Consider the following 20,304-nt stretch of genomic DNA (forward strand, 5'->3'; position numbering starts at 1 on the left):
CAGTTGAAGGATTGAACCATTCACCCGACGCCAGCACCTCGCCCCGCGCATCGATACCGCCCCACAGCAGCACCTGGCCGCCGGGCATCACGGTGACGGATGCAAAGCGCCGAGGCTCTGGCAGCGCGAGTTGGCGGCGCTTATTGCCATCGATCAGATAAGCCACCCCATCGCCGCCATGCACCTCGAACGTGCGCCCGTCCGGCAGCAATATCTGGCCGACCTCGGCCGAAGGCGGCATGAAGTAGGTGTGCTGCGCACTGCTGACGCGCTCAGGCGAGGTGGCCTGTGGCAGCGCCAGCGCGAATGCGCTCAGCGTCGCGATGCCAAGCAGGCTGATCCATCCGGCACGTTCCATTACTGTCCTTTGCGCTTTCATCACCGAGTCCCCATCAAATGCTTCGGTTGGTTCCATGTGCAATGCGTGATCACGGTTGTGCCGCCCGCTACTGCGTGGTGTAACTCAGCTGCGCCGTCGCAGGCGTGCCGTAGCTGGTGTACACCACCGCCGTATAGGTACCGGTAGCCGGCAGGCCGGATAGCGTCAGCGTGCTGGACGTAGCCGTGCTGAACCAGTTGTAGTAGTTGCCCGTGGTGATCGCGCCGGTATCTGGCCGGTATACGTTGACGGCCACGGTCTGTCCGGTCGGCGAGGTGCTGCTTACCCCCGCCAGCGTGAGCACTACGTTCTGGCCGACGCTGGCATTGAAGGTGATGCGTTGAACGCTGCCGGCGCCCAGGTTGATGGTGGAAGGAACATTGGCGGTCAGCGCACCATCGGATCCATCCGGCTGTAGCTGGGCGGTGAAGTTCATGGTGCCGCCCCAGATGGGCTCCACCTCCACCGAATACGCGCCTGCCGGCAGATTCCATAGGGCGAGCCTGCAGGCCGCACCCGGACTGGAGGCATAGCAGTAGGTGCTGGATACGTCGTTGCCGCTGACGTTGTAGATATCGACGTGGAACCCGTTATTGCTGGCGCCCACCACATTGATGTTGCTGAGCGTCAGCTCCAGGTTGTCGCCCAGGTTGGCGTTGAAATTCAGGTAGGCATTTTCGCCCGGCGTGTACGCGGCGTAATTCTGTGTCACGCCATTGCTCAATACCGTCCCTGTCAAGCCGGGCAGCATGGTCAATTGCGCAGTGCCCGGCGTGCCGTAGTTGGTGTACACCACGGCGGTGTACGTACCGGTGGCAGGCAGGTTCTGCAGATTGATCGTGCTGGAACTGGTCGCACTGAACGAGGTGTAGTTGTTGCCGGTGGTAATTGCACCGGTATCCGGGCGGTAGATATTCACATACACACCCTGCCCGGTCGGCGAGGTTGTGCTCACCCCCGACAGATTCAGCGCAATCGTGTCGCCCACGTTCGCATTGAAGGTCAGACGCTGCACCTGGCCGGCGGCAAGATTGACTGTCGCCGGCGTACTCATGGCGAGCGCCGGTCCGACGCTGTCCGACTGCAACTGCGCCGTAAAGCCGATGACCCCGCCCCAGGTCGGGCTTACCACCACCGAGTACGTCCCTGCCGGCAGATTCCACAGTGCAAAGCGGCAGCTTGCATTGGGGTTGGAGGTATAGCAGTAGTTGCCGGCGACATCGGTACCGGTGCTGTTGTAGATATCGATGCGGAAGCCGTTGTTGCTGGCGCCGGTCGTGGCGATGTTGCTGAACTGCAGCTCCAGGTTGTCGCCCAGGTTGGCGTTGAAGTTGAAGTAGATGTTCTGGCTTGCCGCGGTGGCCTGGAAGCTTTGCGCCGGGCCATTGGTCGCCACGGTGCCGGTTACGCCAGGCACCAGCGTGAGCTGCGCGCTGCCCGGCGTGCCGTAGTTGGTGTAGACCACGGCCGTGTAGGTGCCGCTCGCTGGCAGGTTCTGCAGATTGATCGTGCTGGAACTGGTCGCACTGAACGAGGTGTAGTTGTTGCCGGTGGTAATCGCACCCGTATCCGGACGATACAGATTCACGTACACACCCTGCCCGGCGGGTGCGGTGGTACTGACGCCCGAGAGGTTCAAGGCCACCGTGTCGCCCACGTTCGCATTGAAGGTAAGGCGCTGCACCTGCCCAACCCCGAGGTTGATGCTTGCCGGCGTGCCCATCGTCAGGCCGGAACCGGTTACATCGGATTGCAGCTGCGCGGTGAAGCCGATAGTGCCGCCCCAGGTCGGGCTTACCACCACCGAATACGTACCCGCCGGCAGATTCCACAATGCGAAGCGGCAACTCGCACCCGGATTGGAGGTATAGCAATAAGTGCCCGAGACATCGTTGCCGACGCTGTTGTAGACATCCACGCGGAAGCCGTTGTTGCTGCCGCCGGTCACCGTGATGTTGCTGAGCTGCAGCTCCAGGTTGTCGCCCAGATTGGCATTGAAGTTGAAGTAGACGTTCTCGCCGGCAATGTTGGCGGCGAAATTCTGCGCTGCGCCGTTGTTGGTCACCGTTCCGGTGGCACCCGGCGCCAAGGTCAATTGCGCGGTCGCCGGCGTGCCGTAGTTCGTATACACCACGGCCGTGTAGGTGCCGCTGGCCGGCAGGTTCGGCAAGTTCAGCGTGCCGGAGCCCGTTTCGCTGAAGTAGGTGTAGTAGTTGCCGGTGGTAATCGCACCGGTGTCGGGGCGATACACGTTGACATACACGCCTTGCCCGGTGGGTGCCGTGCTGCTTACCGCAGAGAGGTTCAGGGCCACCGTGTCGCCGACATTGGCATTGAAGGTGAAGCGCTGAATCTGACCGCTGCCCAGGGTGACAGTGGCCGGCGTGTTGGCAGTGAGTGCCGGTCCCGCCACATCGCTCTGCAACTGGGCATTGAAGCCGATGGTGCCGCCCCAGGTCGGGCTCGCCACCACCGAGTAGCTGCCTGCCGGCAGATTCCACAGCGCAAAGCGGCAGCTTGCACCCGGATTGGACGTATAGCAGTAGGTGCCGGAAACATCGGTGCCGTTGGCGCTGTAGACATCGACACGGAAGCCGTTGTTGCTGCCGCCAGTCAGCGTGATGTTGCTGAGCTGCAGCTCCAGATTGTCGCCCTGGTTGGCGTTGAAGTTGAGATAAACGTTCTCGCCTGCCGTCTGCGCCGCAAAGCTCTGCGCCGCGGCGTTGGTGGTCACCGTGCCGGTCGCGCCCGGTGCCACAGTGAGCTGCGCGGTGCCTGGCGTGCCGTACGAGGTGTACACCACGGCCGTGTAGGTACCGCTGGCTGGCAGGTTTTGCAGATTGAGCGTGCCCGAACCGCTTTCGCTGAAATAGGTGTAGTAGTTGCCCGTGCTGATCAGGCCGGTATCGGGCCGGTATACATTCACGTACACCGTCTGGCCGGCCGGTGCGGTCGTGCTTACGCCCGACAGGTTCAGCGCAACGGTATCGCCCTGGTTGGCGCTGAAGGTCAGGCGCTCCACCTGGCCGGCGCCAAGCGTGACGGTCGCCGGCGTATTGGCGCTAAGTGCGGGGCCGACGATATCCGGCTGCAGCTGCGCACTGAAGCTGATGGTGCCGCCCCAGGTCGGCGTTGCCACGACCGAGTAGCTGCCGGCCCGCAGGTTCCACAGCGGGAAGCGGCAACTCGATGCCGGATTGGAGTTGTAGCAATACGCCCAGGTAACCTGCGCTCCGCTCGGATCGTAGACGTCGACGCGGAAGGCATTCACGTTGCCGCCCGGCACGTTGATGTCGGCGAACTGCAATTCCAGGTTGTCGCCGGAATTGGCGTTGAAAGTCATGTTGACGGTCTGACCGGACGCCGAGGCGGTTTCGCTTACCGACGAGCCGGCATCGGTAAGGGTCGGCGTGCTGTAGGTCGGCGGCGCCGCAGCCGTGTCCTGCATGTTCAGCTGCGCATCGGCCGGCAGGCCATAACTGGGCGACACGATGACCGTGTAGGTGCCGCTTACCGGCAGATTGGACAGCGTGAGCGTTTGCGCGCCGCTCGGCGTGAAAGACGAGTAGGCGGAGGAGTTGTTGGTGATAACGCCATTATCCGGGCGATAGACCGTAAAGTTCACGCCCTGGCCTACCGGCGTGGTGGCGATGGCGGAGGCGTTGAGCGTCACCGTATCGCCCGCATTCGCGCTGAAGGTGTAGCGTTCCACCTGGCCGGCATTCAAGGAAATGCTGACGTTGTCGCCCGCGCCGATCGACGCGCCGGTGATATCCGGCTCGATCAGCGCATTGAAGCTGATCACACCGCCGTAATACGGATTCACCACCACCGAATACTGGCCGGCGGCAAGGCTCCATAGATGCTGGCTGCAGCTGGCGGACGGATTGGACGCATAGCACCAGAACGTGGCCACCGAATTGCCGGCCGCGTTGTATACGTTGACGTAGATGTTGCTGTACTGGCCGCCCACCACGGCGACATTGTTCAAGGTCAGCTCAAGGTTCTGCCCTTGGGTGGCGTTGAACGACAGGTAGACATTCTCGCCAGCCGCATTGGCGCTGTAGTGCTGCGAGGTTCCCGTGCTCGGCAGGTTGCCGGTGGCGCCGGATACCAGGGTCAATTGCGCGCTTGCGGCCAGGCCGTAGTACGGCGTCACGATCACGGTGTAGGTACCGCTCACCGGCAGGTTCGGCAGGTTGACCAACTGCCCGCTGGTCGGTGCGAACGTCGTGTAGGCCGACGTGTTGGTGGTGATTACGCCGGCATCCGGACGGTAGACCTGGAAGTTCAACTGCTGGCCAGCGGGCGTGGTGGTCACGCCCGATACGTTGAGGGCGATCGTGTCGCCGGCGTTCGCATTGAAGGTGTAGCGCCCTACCTGGCCCGCGCTCAGCGAGATATTCGCCGGCGTGTTGGCGGCAAGTGCCGGTCCGACGAGGTCCGGCTGGAGCAGCGCATTGAAGCTCAGCACGCCGCCGTAGTAGGGCGAAGCCACCACCGAATACGTGCCGGCGGGCAGATCCCACAGATGCGCATTGCAGCTGGCGTTCGGATTGGACGCATAGCACCAGAACGACGTCACCTGGCCGCCGGCCGCGTTGTACACATACACGATGAACTGGTTGTACTGCGCACCCGCCGCATTGACGTTGTTGAGCGTCAGTTCCAGGTTCTGGCCCTGGGTCGCATTGAACGACAGATACACGTTCTGGCCGGTGGTATTGGCCGTATAACTGTGCACGGTGCCGTCGGTCGACAAGGTGCCGGTCGCGCCCGTCACCACGTTCAACTGCGCCGTGGCCGGCAGGGCGTAGTACGGCGTGACGATCACCGTATAGGCGCCACTGACCGGCAGGTTCTGCAGATTCACCACCTGCGAGCTGGTCGGATTGAACGAGGTATAGGCAGACGTGCTGGTGGTGATCACGCCCGCATCCGGACGGTACACCTGGAAATTCACCGGCTGGCCCGCCGGCGTGGTGGTGATGCCCGATACGTTCAGCGCAATGGTGTCGCCGGCGTTCGCATTGAACGTGTAGCGCTCGGACTGACCGGCGCCGAGCGAGATATTCACCGGCGTGTTGTCGGTGATCGCGCCACCATCCAGATCCGGCTGCAGCAGCGCGTTGAAGCTCAACACCCCGCCGTAATACGGCGACACCACCACCGAATACGTGCCCGCGGGCAGATCCCACAGATGCGCATTGCAGCTGGCGCCCGGATTGGAGGCGTAGCACCAGAACGACGTCACCTGGCCGCCGGCCGCGTTGTACACGTACACGATGAACTGGTTGTACTGCGCACCCGCCGCATTGACGTTGTTGAGCGCCAGCTCAAGGTTCTGGCCTTGCGTGGCGGTGAACGACAGATACACGTTCTGGCCGGCGGTATTGGCCGTATAGCTCTGCGCCGTGCCGCTGGTCTGCAGCGTGCCGGTCGCGCCGGATACCACCTCAAATTGCGCGCTTCCCGCCAGGCCGTAATTGGGCGTGACGATCACCGTGTAGGCACCGCTGATCGGCAGGTTCTGCAAGTTCACCGTCTGCGCACTGGTCGGACCGAATGAGGTATAGCTCGGCGTGCTGGTGGTGATGGCGCCCGCATCCGGACGATAGACCAGGAAGGTCACGCCCTGGCCGGCCGGCGTGGTGGTGATGCCCGAGACATTCAGCGCCACGGTGTCGCCGGCGTTCGCATTGAACGTGTAGCGCTCCACCTGGCCGGCCCCAAGCGCGATGTTTACCGGCGTGTTGTCGGCAATCGTTCCGCCGTCGATGTCTGGCTGGATCAGCGCGTTGAAACTCAGCACGCCACCGTAGTACGGCGATGCCACCACCGAGTACGTGCCCGCCGGCAGGTACCACAGATGCTGGTTGCAGCTGGCGCCCGGATTGGAGGCGTAGCACCAGAACGAGGCCACCTGGCCGCCGGCCGCGTTGTACACGTACACGATGAACTGGTTGTATTGCGCACCCGCCGCATTGACGTTGTTGAGCGCCAGCTCAAGGCTCTGGCCTTGCGTGGCGGTGAAGGTGAGATACACGTTCTCGCCGGTGACATTGGCGGTGTAGGTCTGCGAGCTGCCATTGGTCGGCAGCGTGGCGGTCGCGCCGCCCACCACGCTTATTTGCCCGCTGGCGGCCAGGCCGTAGCTGGGGGCCGCGATGATCGTGTACGTACCGCTTACCGGCAGGTTCGGCAGGTTCACGGTTTGCGAGCCGGTCGGCGTAAACGAGGTGTAGGCCGGCGTGCTGGTGGTAATCGCGCCCGCATCCGGGCGATACACCAGGAACGCCACACCCTGGCCGGTCGGCGCGGTGGTAATGCCCGAAACGTTCAGCGCCACGGTATCGCCCGCATTCGCGGTGAAGGTGTAGCGCTCTACCTGGCCCGCAGCCAGCGCCACGGCAGCCGTGCCGTTGACGGGAATATTGCCGCCCGACAGATCCTGCTCGAGCAAAGCGGTGAAACTGAGCACGCCACCGTAATACGGCGTAGCCACCACCGAATACGCACCTGCCGGCAGATACCACAAATGCTGGGTGCAGCTCTTGCCCGGATTGGACGCATAGCACCAGAACGACGCCACCTGCGCGCCGGCTGCGTTGTACACGTACACCGGGAACTGGTTGTAGGTAGCGCCGGCATCGTTGACGTTGTAAAGCGTCAGCTCAAGGCTCTCGCCTTGCGTGGCGGTAAACGACAGGTAGATGTTCTGCCCCGCCACATTGGCCACATAGTTTTGCGGCGTGCCATTCAAGGTGCCGGTGACGCCGGCGGCCACTTCCACCTGCATGCTGCCGGTAACGCCGCTGCCCGGCGCGACCACCACTTGATAGGTGCCGGCGGTGGGCAGGTTGCCCAGATTGATCACGCCGGTGCTGGCGGTGGTGCCGCTGGTATAGCTGGCGCCACTGGGCGAATACACCGTGTAGGTCACGGTGTGACCGGACGGATTGGTAGTGGTGCCGTTGATCTGGAACGCCAGGTTCTGCCCGGCCGTTGCATTGAACAGCACGCGCTCGCTGGCGCCCGCGACCGTGGTCACCACGGTCGCGGCATTGCCGATGGTGAGCAGCGAATTGCTTTCCACGCCCATCGTCAGCTGCGCACCGGCGCCGCTCGGCTGGACTACCACCAGGTAGACCGCACCCGGCAGCAAGTGCGGCAAGTGCACCGAGGGTGACGAACTGGAAATCGAACCCTGCTGCAGCACGCTGTTGCCCGGCGCATACACGGTGTAATAGAGGCCGCTGGCGGTGGTGGTGATCGCACTGGCCTGCAGGCTCACCCAGCCGCTTTGCGGTGCGGTGAACGTCACCGCGCCATATTGGCCGGACGCACCGATATTGAGGTTCACGCCGGCGCCGTTGACGGCGGCATTGCCGCTGCTGACGACATTCGCCGCGCTGATGCTGGACGGCAGCACCACCACCGGCGTCGGGCTGGTGGCCATGCCGTAAGGCGTGGCCACGGTGACATTGCCGCTGGTGCCATTGCTGGGCACCGTGTACTGCACCTGCGTATCGGTGATGGCCGCGAGGCTCGGAATCTCGCGATCGCCCATCTGCACCGAGGTATCGCCCGCCACCGGATCCAGATGTGCGCCGCTCAGGGTCACCGTATTGCCGACCGACACCACCACCGGACTGACCTGGGTGATGCTCGGCGGCAGGCCGGTGTCATCGATCACAAAAGGCGTAGCGCTCGCCACCGTCTGGCCGCCTACGGTAACGCTGATCGGGCCGCTGCTCGCACCATCGGGAACGGTGGTCACCAATTGATTGGCCGTGGCGGAAAGCACCGTCGCCACCGTCCCGTTAAAGCTCACCGTGTCGGCGGCCGCGTTGCTGCTGAAGCCCTGGCCCTCGATCGTGACCTGCGTGCCGGCCTCGCCATGGGTAGGCATGAAGGCAAAAATCGCCAATTGCCCGGCGGTCAGCGGTGCGCTGACCTGGCTGACGTGGCCCAGGCTGTTGTAGCTGTATTGGACGCTGCTGCCGTTGTTGACCGTGGTGGCGACCACGCGGCCATTGGCGTCGTAGACGTAACCGGTCGATTGCGCTTGGACGGCGCCGCTCCAAAGCAGCGCAGCGCACAGCAACCAGGTGGCCCAGGTGACCAGTCGTCGCCATGTTGCACGCCGTCGCGCAAGACTCCCTCGACGGGTGTGGTCCTTGACTGCTCCGCAGCTCTGCGACTCCATACGCACGTCCTTTGTACCGCTCGATCATGAGCGGTTTGGCTGGTCACACACGACGCCCTGGCGGGCTTCCCCTACCCCTAACTCCGCGCATGGTATGCAGTACGCGGCTAACGCTCTTTCTATCCCATCACAAATCGCCGTGAGGGCTTCGTGAAGGACGCGACAGTAGTCAGCCCGCCATGCTTGGGCTCTAATGTAGGCCGTCGTCGCAACGACAAGCGGCTCACCCGAGTCCGTTACAGGGGCAGCACCATCTTTTATTGAGGGAACACATGACACGGTCAGGATTGCTTGTATGCATGGGCGCAGCGGCCTTCGCGCTGGCGGGTTGCAATCATTCCGCCCCCGGCGGCAGCGCGGCAGATACGTCGGCCGCAGCGGGACCGGCCAAGCCGGCCGCGACAGCAGATGAAAACACCTGGGGCAATTACCTTTCCGAGCAGGGCAAACTGCACGGCAAGGATGTGGGCATGAAGCCCTACATCTATGTGATTCCCGGCGGCGACAGCGTGGCGGCGAACGATCGGCGCCAGAACGAAAGCGACTCGATCGTGCACAGCATCGGCCCGATCCTGATGCCCGGCGGCATGCTGATCGTCGGCGGTCCGGATGCGAAGCAGACCACGGTGTTTATCACCGGCCTGTCCAAGCAGCTGAAAGCCGATGCCATGAAAGGCATTGTGGTGATGGTGGTGAGCGACGCTTCCGAGCAGGCCGCCGATACGTCCGCATTGAAAGCCAGCGGCGCTAAGCTGCGCTTCGTCAACATGTAAAGCGGCGCATCTGCAGGGGCGGTGCCGTGCTGTCATGGCGCATATCACATAAGCTTCGCCTGCTTGGGCCGCTGGCCTTCGCAGGCGCCATCATGCTGGGCGTGTTCATGGCCCAGCAGAAGGCGCCCGCGCAGGTCGACGCGCATGCCTTGGCAGCGCAACGCATTGCGTTGGGCAAACAGCTTTTCAACGATGCGCACCTGAGTGCCGACGGCAGCATCCGCTGCGCGTCCTGCCATATGCCCGACAAGGATTACACCGACGGACGCCGCGTGGCGATCGGCATCGGCGGCCATGCCGGCACCCGCAACACACCCAGCCTGCTGACGCTGGCCATCTCCCAGGACACCTCGTTTTTCTGGGACGGTCGGCGCCAGGCCCTGCAGGAGGCCGTGCTCGACCCCCTGACCAATCCGGTTGAAATGGGCTTGCACGATCAAGCGGAGCTGCTGCAGCGGATACAGCAAAATCCGGCATACCAAATTGCCTTTGCGCAGGCGTTCCCGGAGTCGAAGCAGGCGCTTGTACCTGGAAATATCGCCATCGCGCTTGCCAGCTACGTGCAATCGTTACGGCCCGCGGAAAGCGCTTACGACCGTTACGCACTGCGTGGCGACAAGACGGCACTGAATCCGCGCGCCTTGCTTGGCCTTGGCATCTTCCAGGGCAAAGGACGCTGCGCCGAGTGCCATTTGCTTCAAGGCTCCCCCGCCACGCTCACCGATCATGCCTTCCATCGCACCGGCGTGGGCCTGGACGGCATCGCCCCGGATCTTCCGCGCCTGACGCAAGAGGTGATCCGGCGCTCGCTGCAAGGTGGCGCCATCGGCAATCGCGTGGCCACGCATGCGGACGAAGCACAACTCGGCCGCTTCAATGTGACGCAGGATCCGGCGGATATCGGCCTGTTTCGTACACCGTCACTACGCGACGTCGCCAACACCGCGCCTTACATGCACGACGGCAGCGTCGCCACGCTGGACGATGCGATCGATCGCGAAGTGTATTACCGCAGCCTGCAGGCCGGTCATCCACTGCAGCTGACGGTGGAAGAGCGGGAAGATCTGAAAGCATTTCTGCAGGAGCTGTGAAACTCCCGCGCAGCATCGAAAGCCCTGCTGATGAACGCCGAGACCGGCCATGAGAATTGCCATCCTGTCATGTCTATGCGCCAGCCTCGCGGGATTTTCTGGTGCTTACGCATCCGAGGCCACGCCGGACCCACGCCCAGTGGTCACTGTAAACGGGAAAGTCGTGAGTTTTCAGTGGCAACACTTGACCTGGCGCATCCCGAAAGATGCCTTCGACGGTTTTTTTCTCTACACAAATAATGACCGGGAATTTTCAGTACATCTCGGATACGACTTATCACGCACGGCAATCACCGATGCCCGCATAAACAGAAACGATGTTTTTATAACGGCGCATATTCGGAAAACTGACAACGAAGACCCCAAGACCGCGCTGCTTACCATCCACCGCGCAAAACTCCGATTCGGCAGAGTTCCGCTGTTTGACGCAGCGAGCTTTCCAGGCATGAGTTACATCGGCTCGTCGAGCTCGTTTCATTACTTCAAGCTGTCGAACGAAGACGCCGATGTCGTGTGCCGCCTGGTCGTTGCCGACCGGCTACGGCCACCTGCCGTAAGTCCGGATGTACTTGGCAAGGCATTCCAATGCAGTACCGCGATTGCACTGCCATCCGGACTGTATGCATGGATCATTGCAGACAGCGTGCATCTCCATGAGGCGGCCAAAGTTCTCGTTGCGGCGCAAGAGAAAGTGGCCTCGTTCATGCTTTAAATGGCGCCTGCGTCGCCATTCTCCGCAAGTGCCAGAGCGACGGCATCCGCCCCCGCGGGAAAATGCAGTTGCCCCGTTTCATCGCTTGCTGCGCGCCAGACTTCCAAGGCCACATCGGCCTCTGTCGTCACCGCCCGGTTGCCGGTCAGCCCGGAAACGACGCGGTGAGCAAAAGGTTCGTAGGCAGCAGGAATCAACCCCTGCATGCGCTGCTGGCCGTTGGAGGTAAAGCGGGTCGATGGCCCGTAGCCCGGCTCCACCAGCTTCACGCGGACGCCGAAAGCGCCAAGTTCGTGCGCAAGAGAGGCGGTGAATCCCGCGATCGCCGTCTTGCTGGCGGTATAGGCAGCCACCAGCGGAAAGGGCGCCAGGGTGACACTGGAAGTGACGTTGACGATGATGCCCGCTCCACGCGTTCTAAATTGCGGAATCACCGCCTGGCACATCGACATGACGCCAAACGTATTGGTCTCGAAGATCTCGCGCACCGTGGTCATCGGCGTAGCTTCGAACGCGCCGAACAAGCCGATGCCTGCGTTGTTGACCAGTACATCGATGGGACCGGCGTCGTGCAAGGCATGCGCAATGCTGTCGGGCCGGGTCACGTCCAGAGCCAGCACGCGCAGATTCGCCGAGGGCGCAAGCACGTCTTCGCGTGGCGTGCGCATGGTGGCAATAACCTTCCAGCCGAGCGCCAGGAAGTAGCGCGCCGTCTCCAGGCCATAGCCAGAGGAACAACCGGTGATAAGTACCGTTTTCATATTTTCTCTCCAGGGGTCGCGTTGACGTGGAAAGAACGATAGGGGAGTGTATCCGGACTATCGATAATTATAAGTCCTTATTTATTTCGCTATAGTCCAGACATGAGCGCCCCCCTTTCCGAAGTAGTGAGGCTTCTGCGCCCCCGCGCCGTGTTCGCCAACCTGATCAGCGGCAAGGGAAACTGGGCGGTGCGCTACTCCGAATTCGGCCAGCCGAGCTTTTGCATCGTGCTGGAGGGAGGTTGCGTTCTGTCCGTTGATGGCCATGCGCCTATCAACCTGGCGATCGGCGACTTCGTGCTGCTACCGACCACACCGGCGTTCAAGATTTCCAGCCATGCGCCGGCGCCTCCCATCGAGCTGGATCCGCAGCAGGTTGCAGGCGGTGTCGCTGAGCTTCGATATGGCGAACAACGCGGCCATCCCGACATGCGATCGCTGGGCGGCTCGTTCCAGTTCAACGAAGCCGGTCCGGCGATGCTGATCGCGCTGCTGCCGCGCGTTGTGCACGTTCAAGGTTCGCGGCGCCTGACCCAACTTGTGCAAATGGTTGGCGAGGAGGTGGCAGACAGAAAGCCGGGCAACGAGTTCATGCTCTCCCGGCTGGTCGAGCTCATGCTGGTGGAGGCCATGCGCGCGGCCTCGACGGAAAATGCGCCGCCAGGCATGCTGCGCGGCCTGGGCGATGAGCGATTGGTGCCTGCGCTCAAGCACATGCATGCGCGCATCGATCACGCGTGGAGCGTTGCGCAGCTGGCAAAAACCGTGGCCATGTCACGCTCTGCGTTCTTTGAGCGATTCACGCGACTTGTTGGCGCCGCCCCCATGGAATACCTGCTGGCGTGGCGCATGGAAATCGCCAAGGAATTACTTCGCAAAAACGACCTGACTGCCGCGCAGATTGCCGAGCGCGTGGGCTATGCCTCGGCCAGCGCGTTTAGCGTGGCTTTCAGCAGGCACGTGGGGACGCCTCCCGGCAGATACGCGCGATCCGGCGAGCCGGACTAGTCCTTGCCAACCCGCGGAAGGAGGCCGATGAACGGAAATGGTCAGCGGCCGATGTCCATACCGAGCCGTGCGCAAAGAAGCGCGAGCTCTCGAGCACCGTTTTCGGTAAATAACCGCGACACCTCCTTGTGTCGCGGCCGCTGGGAAACGGTTTAGAACTCCTTGGTGAAGCCCACGCTCAGCGCGTTGTCGCTGATGTGGTTGGCGAACTGTCCCTGGTAGTCCAGATACAGATTCCACGATGCGCCAGCCTTGGCGGTAATGCGCGCGCCCACGGTTGCAGCGCCACGGCCCAGCGAGTCGCCCGGCATCGCGAACACGGTGCCGTCCTGGGTGGTTTCCTGCACCACCGGGGTGTTGGCGTTGCGCGTGTCGTAGCGATAGCCCACGTCGAACTGCGGCACGTAGCTGACACCTTGCGCCACGAACGAGGTGGCGAAGGACACTTTCGCGTAGGGCTGCAAGGTGTTGTACGTGGTATGCGCGCCGCTCACCGCAAACGCGGAGGCCAGCGGACTGGTGCTCGGCACAACTTCGCCGAACGCATCCAGCGACTGGTGCTGATACAGCGCGCCTACGGCAGGCGTGATCTGCCACTGCGCTGCCGCCAGCGGCCATGCGGCCTGCAGCGCGGCCGAGGTGGCATCGCCATCCGGCGAGGCTACGCCATGGCCGATGCCGCTCTGACGATACACGCGGTAGCTGTCGTGCCCGACATCGAGCGTGCCCGACAACACCACCGGACCCACATTGCCGAAGGCGTACAAACCGCCATGCACGGTGTCGACGTTACCGTTGCCGCCATGGTGGTCACTGCCGTTGATGCGATTGAAGCCTGCTTCCACGCCAAGGTGCGCGACATCCGCCACCGCATGATCCCAGCCGCCCTGCAAACCGAACACAGAGCTGTTCAGGCCGTTGCTGCCGCTGAGCGAATCGCTGCTGCCGCTGTACTGCACCCACAAGCCGCTGTTGCAGGCGGAGGTAACAACATTGTTGTGGTTGGCATTGGCCGAACCGCAGCCCGTTTCCGGCGTACGCAAGGTGGCATCGAGCACGCTGGTCAGCGTTTGCTGGCCGACCAGGTTCACGCTGCGCATCAGGTTGGCGTACAGGCTGCCGTCGGCCGGTGCGACCACGGTACCGGTGGTGGTGGTAGTTGTCGTGGTTGTGGTGGTCGTGGTCGCAGCGCCGCCCAGGCTCAGGTCGGCCTGCGTCGCGCTGTAGGTCACCTTCGGATCAAGCGTCGTCGGCACCGAACCGGTGGCGTTGACGGTGGCAAATTGCCCGCTCAGCGCCTTGGCCTGCAACAGCGTGTAAGTCGTGCTCTTGTAGGTGCCCGGTGCGTAGATCAGGTTCAAGCTGCCGGCAATGCTGGCGTTGCCGTTCACCAGCAGCTCGGAGGCCACCGTCGGCGTGACGTCGATCTGCAGTGCGCCATCGCTGTTCTGCGTGTAATTGCCATTGACGGTAAGCACGCCGACCGAACCGCCCGGCCAGACGATGCCGTCGTTGATCACATCGCCATCGATGCTGCCGTGGCCGCGCAGCGTGCTGCCGTTTTGCACGATCACTTGCGTGGTGGTGAGTTTGGCGGTGCTGCCGGAATCGGCATCGCCCACTTCCAGCGTGCCGTTGCTCAGCGTGGTGGCGCCGGCGACGGTCTCGGCGCCATCAAGGATCTGCGTAGCACCACCCTGCACGGCCAGCGCGCCGGCGATAAGGGTACCCGTGAAGCTGCCGTTGCTGGCCGCGCTCAGCACCAGCGTATGACTGCCGGTGGTGATGGTGCCTGCGCCGGTCAGCGAGCCCAGCACCACATTGTTGGTGATCGCCGACAGATCCAGCGTGCCCTGCGCCACGTTCCAGTCCATGCCGCTCGGCAAGGTGCCGCTGATGGACCAGGTGCTGCTGCCGGTTTTCTCGTAACTGCTGAAGCCGTAGTACTGGTTGGTGCTGCCGTTGTAGCTGCTCGGTGCGCTGGCCACGATCTGCGAAGCGTTGAAGCTGGCGTTGTTGCTGCCGCCGAAAGCCAGCGTATCGCCGCCATGCGTGCTGCCGCTGGTGGAGATCACGTTGCCGGCGAAGCTGTAGCCGCTTTCCAGCATCAGCGTGTTGCCGCCGCCGGACAAATCCACCGCATCGGCCTGCGCGCCGCTGCCGCCATTGCCGCGGCCGCCGGCAATGCTGCCTGCGTTGATCACCGTGCTGTCGCCGGTGGCGATCACACCGACACCACCGAGGCCACCGACGCCAGCAGTGCCGCTGCTACCGACGGTGCCGGCGACACCAGCCTGGCCGCTGGTACCGGCGAAGCCGCTGGAGCCAGCGGCGCCATTGGGATCGCCCATGCCGCCAATGCCACCGGCGCCACCCGTACCCGCCGCGCCGCCCGCACCCGCTGCGCCAGCTGCACCGGCCGCGCCAGCCGTGCCGGCGAGACCGCCATTACCGCCGGCGATGCTGCCGGTGTTGGTCAGGGTGAAATTGCTTCCGCTGACGCCGGCGCCGCCATCGCCACCGTTGCCGCCGTTACCGCCATTGCCGCCAACGCCGCCGTTACCGCCGTTGCCGCCATTGCCACCGTCACCACCCGTGCCGCCATTGCCGCCCGGCGTGCCCGGCAACGTCATCGACGTACCGCCCGGGCCAGGGATGATTTGCGTGGGCAGCCCCTGGCTGCCCTGGGTGCCCATGCCGCCCGCGCCGCCAGTACCGCCGGCGCCACCGTTGCCGCCAGCACCACCCGCGCCACCATAACCACCGGCGGCGCCAGCGCCACCGACGACGCTGCCGTTATTGACCAAGGCGAAGTTGGTGCCGGTGACACCGACGCCGCCGGCACCACCGTTGGTGCCGTTGTTGCCGTTGTCACCAGCCGCACCATTGGCGCCGCTGGCGCCATTGCCGCCGGCACCGCCCACGCCGGTCGTGCCCGGCACACCCGTCACACCGGGAATGCCGTTGAGACCGGGTCCTGCGTAACCGCCGTTGATGCCCTTCCCACCAACACCACCGCTGATGGAACCGGCATTGGTGATCGTGGACTGGCTGGCGCCCGCCTCCACCACCACGCCAGCACCACCGGTGCCCACCGCGCCATTGACGATGTCGGCGCCGCCCTGGCCGCCGGTAATGGTGCCCGTGCTGCTATTGGTCAGGCTGAAACTGCTGCCGTCGACACCGGCACCGCCGGCGCCGCCCGTGGCGTTGGACGACAAGGTGTAGCCGCCATAGCCGCCAACAATGCTGCCGGCGTTGTTCACGGTAAAGCCGCTGCCCTGTACGCCGGCGCCGCCCGCAGCACCGTTCTTGCCGCTGCCCGGGTTATAGGAGTAACCGCCGTAGCCGCCCTTGATGAGCGCGCCCTGGGCATTGTTCACGCTGAAGCCGGTGCCGCTGATGCCTGCACCGCCCGCACCCGCATTGCCATAGGTGCCGACGCCACCGGTGCCACCCGTGATGCTGACACTGCCACCGTTGACCGGGGCATGGTTGTTCACGGTGAAACCGGTGCCGGCCACGCCGGCGGCGCCCGCACTGCCGCTGCCGGCATTGGTGTAACCGCCGCCGCCCTGGACATTGCCGCCGTTGTTCAGCGTGTTGGCGGTGCTGCTGGCGGCGAAATAAGCGCCCGCACCCGCGCTGCTGTTCGCCCCGGCGTTCCCGCCATAAAGCTGGCTGCCGTTGGCCACCGTGGCGGTAAAGCCCGCGCCGGTGACGCCTGCGCCGGTGAAGCTGGACACGAAGCCGTTGTCGATCACCAGGCTGGTGCCGGCGGCCATGCTGACCGTGGTTTGCAGAATGCCAACGAAGCTGGCGTTACCGATCTGCAAGGTACCGCCCTGCACGCTGATGCCACCCTGCAGCGGCTCGTAGTTGGCCAGCACCAGGGTGCCGGCGTCGGTCTTGGTGAAGCCGTTGCTGCCAGTGAGCTGGGTCTGGATGGTGGCGGTCATGCCCGCGCTGGCACTGCTGCCATCGCCGACACGGATGATCGGTGCGCTGGTGGTGCCGCCACTGGTGGTGGGATCCAGCGTGATGACGCCGTTGACGAGCATGTAGCCGTCCACCGCGAACTGCATGCCGGTGACGTTCACTCGATTGGTGTTGATGGTGCCCGCGGTGCCGCCGAAGATCGCGAAACTGTCTTGCGTCCACGCGCCGTTGGGAACGCTGGCATCGGCAGTCGTCCAGTTGCTGGTGCCGGCGCCGGACGTGCTCCAGGTACCGCTGCCGCCACCCATTTGGGTGGCGCTGGCCAGCCCGTTGGCATTCCAGTAATTGAGCGTGTAGCCGGCGCTGTCGACCAGGTTGACCTGGTTCTGCGCAGTAAGCACCTGCAGGGACAGGTTCTGCCCGGCCGGCGTGCTGCCCAGGGTAAGGCCGCCGTTGGTCTCCCCGATGGAGCCCGTGGACGTGAGCACGTTATAGATGCCCGGCCCCATGCCGCCGGCATCGGTCACGTTGAGCGTGGCGCCGTTCAATTGAACGGAACCGGTTACCTGGATGCTGTCGCCGGTGCCGGCGCTCTGACCGCTGCCGCTGGATGCGCCGAACGCGAGGTTGAGCGTGCTGGACGCATCGGCGATGAAGTTGCCGTTGACCGTGAGCGTGCCCAATGCGGTATCGCCCGCAATGCCGGCACCACCCAGCGTCAGGTTGCTGCCGCCATCCAGCGTCACGCTGCCGACGCTGCCGTGGCCACCCAGCGTGGCGCCGCTATTGGCTTCCACCGCACCGGCCACGCTGGCGCCGGTGTGCGAAGCATCGCCTACCAGCAAGGTGGCGCCGCTCTGCACCGTGGTCTGGCCGCTGTAGGTGTTGGCGCCATTGAGCGTTTCGGTGCCGCCGGCAACGGTCAGGCTGCCGTTCGTACCGCTGATGACGCCGTTGAATACGCCCTGGGCCGCGGTGAGCGTCAGTGCGTTGCCACTCAGGCTCACACTGCCGGCGCCATCCAATGACGTGATGGACGTAGTGCTCTGGGCAAGGTCGAAGGTGGCGCCGCTGGCCACGGTCACGCCGGACGAAGCGCCGATGCTGCCACCACTGCTCAACTCCAGCGTGCCGCTGTCGATGCTGGTGCTGCCGGTGTAGGTATTGACGCCGGTGAGCACTTGCGTGCCGCCGTCGATCGTCAATGAGCCGCCATTGCCGCCATCGGCGATCACGCCGGCGAACATGCCGTAGTTGGTGCCCGCGGCGGTGCCGATGGACAGGGTCTGCGCGCCCAGGGACACGCTGCCGCCATTACCGCCGAGCGCCTGGATCGTCGTGGAGCCACCGTTGCCGCTGATGTCGAACGTGGCGCCGCTGGACAGGATCACGCCGGACGAAGCGCCGATGCTGCCGCCGCTGGTCAACGCCAAGGTGCCGCTGTTGATAGTAGTGCCGCCGGTGTAGGTATTGGCGCCGCTGAGCACTTGCGTGCCGCCGTCGAGTGACACGGTGCCGCTACCGGCGATCACGCCGCTGAAGGTACCGTTGTTGGTGCCCAGGCCTCCGCCGATGTACAGCACCCCCGACCCCAGCGACACCTTGCCGCTGCCGTCGAGCTGGTTGATCGCCGCCAGGCCGCCGTTGCCGCTGATGTCGAAGTTGCCGCTGGCATTGACGATGATGTCGCTGGAATTGCCAATGCTGGCGTGGTTGCTCAAGGCAAGCGTGACGCCTTGGCCGGCTGCGCTGCCAATGATCGTGGTGCCGGCGTAGTCCTGCCCGCCCGTCATGGTCAGCGTGCCGCCGCCGGTGCTGTCGATGACGGTCAGGCTGCCGTTGCCGCTGCCGACGATGGCCGAGAGCGTGGCGGCCATACCGTTGACATCGAAGGTGCCGCCGTTAGTCCCCAGCATGATCTCGCGCGCGGCGGAGAGATTAAACGCGCTGGCGAATTGCAGCGTGCCGCCGTTGAGGGTAAGCACATCGTTGGTATTGCCCAGACTGGCGTCGGACGACACTGCCAGCGTGCCCTGGGTGATCGTCCAGGAGGTCAGGGCCGTAGTGGTGCCGGTCAGCGTCCAGGTACCAACGCCGGTTTTTGCATAAGAGTCGAAGCCGGTAATGGCATTGCCAATGGCAGACACATCGAAGTCGGCGCTGCCGATGCCACCGAGTGCGAGGACATTGCCGTGACCGGCCGAGGCAACCACCTGGCCGGTGAAGCTGTAGCCCGGGTCGAGCTCCAGCGTGTTGCCATTGCCGGTGATATACACCGCGTCGGCGAGATTGTTGCCCGCACCATCCAGGCCGCCGCTGATGCTGCCGCTGGTGGCAAACGTATTGCTGCTGCCCGAGATGCCGACGCCGACACCGCCAGCCCCCACGGTCGAGCCGGCACCGCCGGCGCCGCCCGTGATGTTGCCGCTGTTGCTTAGCGTGTTACCGCTGCCGGTCACGCCCAGGCCCGCACCGCCGGCGCCACCGCCGCCACTGCCGCTGCCGGCGCCGGTCAGTCCACCGACGATGAGTCCGGCGTCGCCGCCGCGCCCGCCCAGGATGCTGCCGCTATTGGATACCTGGTTGCTGGAGCCAGCCACCACCGCGCCCACGCCACCACCACCGCCGCCGCCGGTATAGAAGCTGTAGCCGCCGGCTCCGCCCCGGCCGCCGGAGATCGTGCCGGCATTGCTCAACGATGCGTTGGCGATCACGCCTGCCGCACCGCCACCGCCGCCACCGCCGTTGTTGTAGTTGAGACCGCTACCGTCTGTTTCGCGCAAGCCATCGCTGCCGGCGCCACCCGTGATCGTGCTGCCACTGCTGACGGACACGCTGCCCGTCGCCACGATCCCCGGGTTACCGCCGCTACCGCCGAAACCGGAGCCGCCGCTGCCGCCACCGCCGTAGGTGCCGCCGCCGCCGCCCGTACCGCCATTGCTGTTGGTGCCGCCACTGTTAGCGCCAACGCCACCACTGCCGCCGAAGGCGCCGCCCGCGCCTGGGTTATTGGTGCTGCCGCCCACTCCCGATCCCGTCGCAACCGGGCTTCCGCCTGCTTCATTGCCGGGAGCGCCGCCATTGGAACTGGTCGAACCGGTGCAGGAGCCCGTCACCGTGCCCGCGCTCTGCGTGCACGTCTGCGCCCATGCCGGCAAGCTCACCGTGGCCAGTGCCAGGCTGACCGCAACCGCCAGCAGGCGCGCGCTCACACCCAGCTTCGGCAGCGTGTCCACGGCACCGACCACCGCGCTGCCGGGCGCGCTTGCCAGCTCGGACACCACTTGCGGCACGCCAAGCGTGCGGTTGAAAACGATGCGGTAGATGCGGTTCATGGTGTAGCCCCTGTGGTATTGCGATGTCGTTGTTGGCGTTGGTGTGCTCGCTCGCGATGTCGGCGAACGCGAGATCGAGCGAAGCAAGTCGGGTGGT

At 64.3% G+C, this 20,304-nt stretch carries 7 protein-coding genes; 4 read left to right on the plus strand and 3 right to left on the minus strand.

Going from position 1 to position 20,304, the window contains the following annotated elements:
• Window positions 1-446 precede the first annotated feature (446 nt).
• Window positions 447-8,588, minus strand: a complete 8,142-nt coding sequence (locus tag IGX34_RS18365) for an IPT/TIG domain-containing protein (protein WP_192557199.1) — start codon at window positions 8,586-8,588, stop codon at window positions 447-449.
• 299 nt (window positions 8,589-8,887) lie between these two features.
• On the opposite strand from IGX34_RS18365, the gene IGX34_RS22165 reads away from it, so the two are divergent.
• From IGX34_RS22165 to IGX34_RS18380, 3 genes are all read left to right on the plus strand, one after another.
• On the plus strand, window positions 8,888-9,361 hold the full coding sequence (locus IGX34_RS22165; RefSeq protein WP_225737585.1) for a hypothetical protein: 474 nt from the start codon (window positions 8,888-8,890) through the stop codon (window positions 9,359-9,361).
• Window positions 9,362-9,453: 92 nt separating this feature from the next.
• Window positions 9,454-10,452, plus strand: coding sequence for a cytochrome-c peroxidase (locus IGX34_RS18375; protein ID WP_192557200.1), 999 nt, complete (start codon window positions 9,454-9,456; stop codon window positions 10,450-10,452).
• A 49-nt stretch (window positions 10,453-10,501) separates the two neighbouring features.
• A complete protein-coding gene (locus IGX34_RS18380) occupies window positions 10,502-11,164 on the plus strand; it encodes a hypothetical protein (protein WP_192557201.1) in 663 nt (220 codons plus the stop codon).
• Here IGX34_RS18380 and IGX34_RS18385 read toward each other — a convergent pair.
• Entirely contained in the window at window positions 11,161-11,925 is a 765-nt protein-coding gene (locus IGX34_RS18385) for an SDR family oxidoreductase (RefSeq protein WP_192557202.1), read from the minus strand. The two genes, IGX34_RS18380 and IGX34_RS18385, sit on opposite strands and share 4 nt — an antisense overlap.
• Before the next feature lie 102 nt (window positions 11,926-12,027).
• On the opposite strand from IGX34_RS18385, the gene IGX34_RS18390 reads away from it, so the two are divergent.
• Window positions 12,028-12,933 (plus strand): AraC family transcriptional regulator, encoded by a 906-nt coding sequence (locus IGX34_RS18390; RefSeq protein ID WP_192557203.1) that lies wholly within the window; start codon window positions 12,028-12,030, stop codon window positions 12,931-12,933.
• Window positions 12,934-13,085: 152 nt separating this feature from the next.
• On the opposite strand, the gene IGX34_RS22390 is transcribed toward IGX34_RS18390, so the two are convergent.
• A complete protein-coding gene (locus IGX34_RS22390; protein ID WP_192557204.1) occupies window positions 13,086-20,207 on the minus strand; it encodes an ESPR-type extended signal peptide-containing protein in 7,122 nt (2,373 codons plus the stop codon).
• Window positions 20,208-20,304: the final 97 nt, after the last annotated feature.

The sequence above is a fragment of the Dyella acidiphila genome (genome assembly GCF_014863405.1).
GTDB classification, from domain to species: domain Bacteria; phylum Pseudomonadota; class Gammaproteobacteria; order Xanthomonadales; family Rhodanobacteraceae; genus Dyella_B; species Dyella_B acidiphila.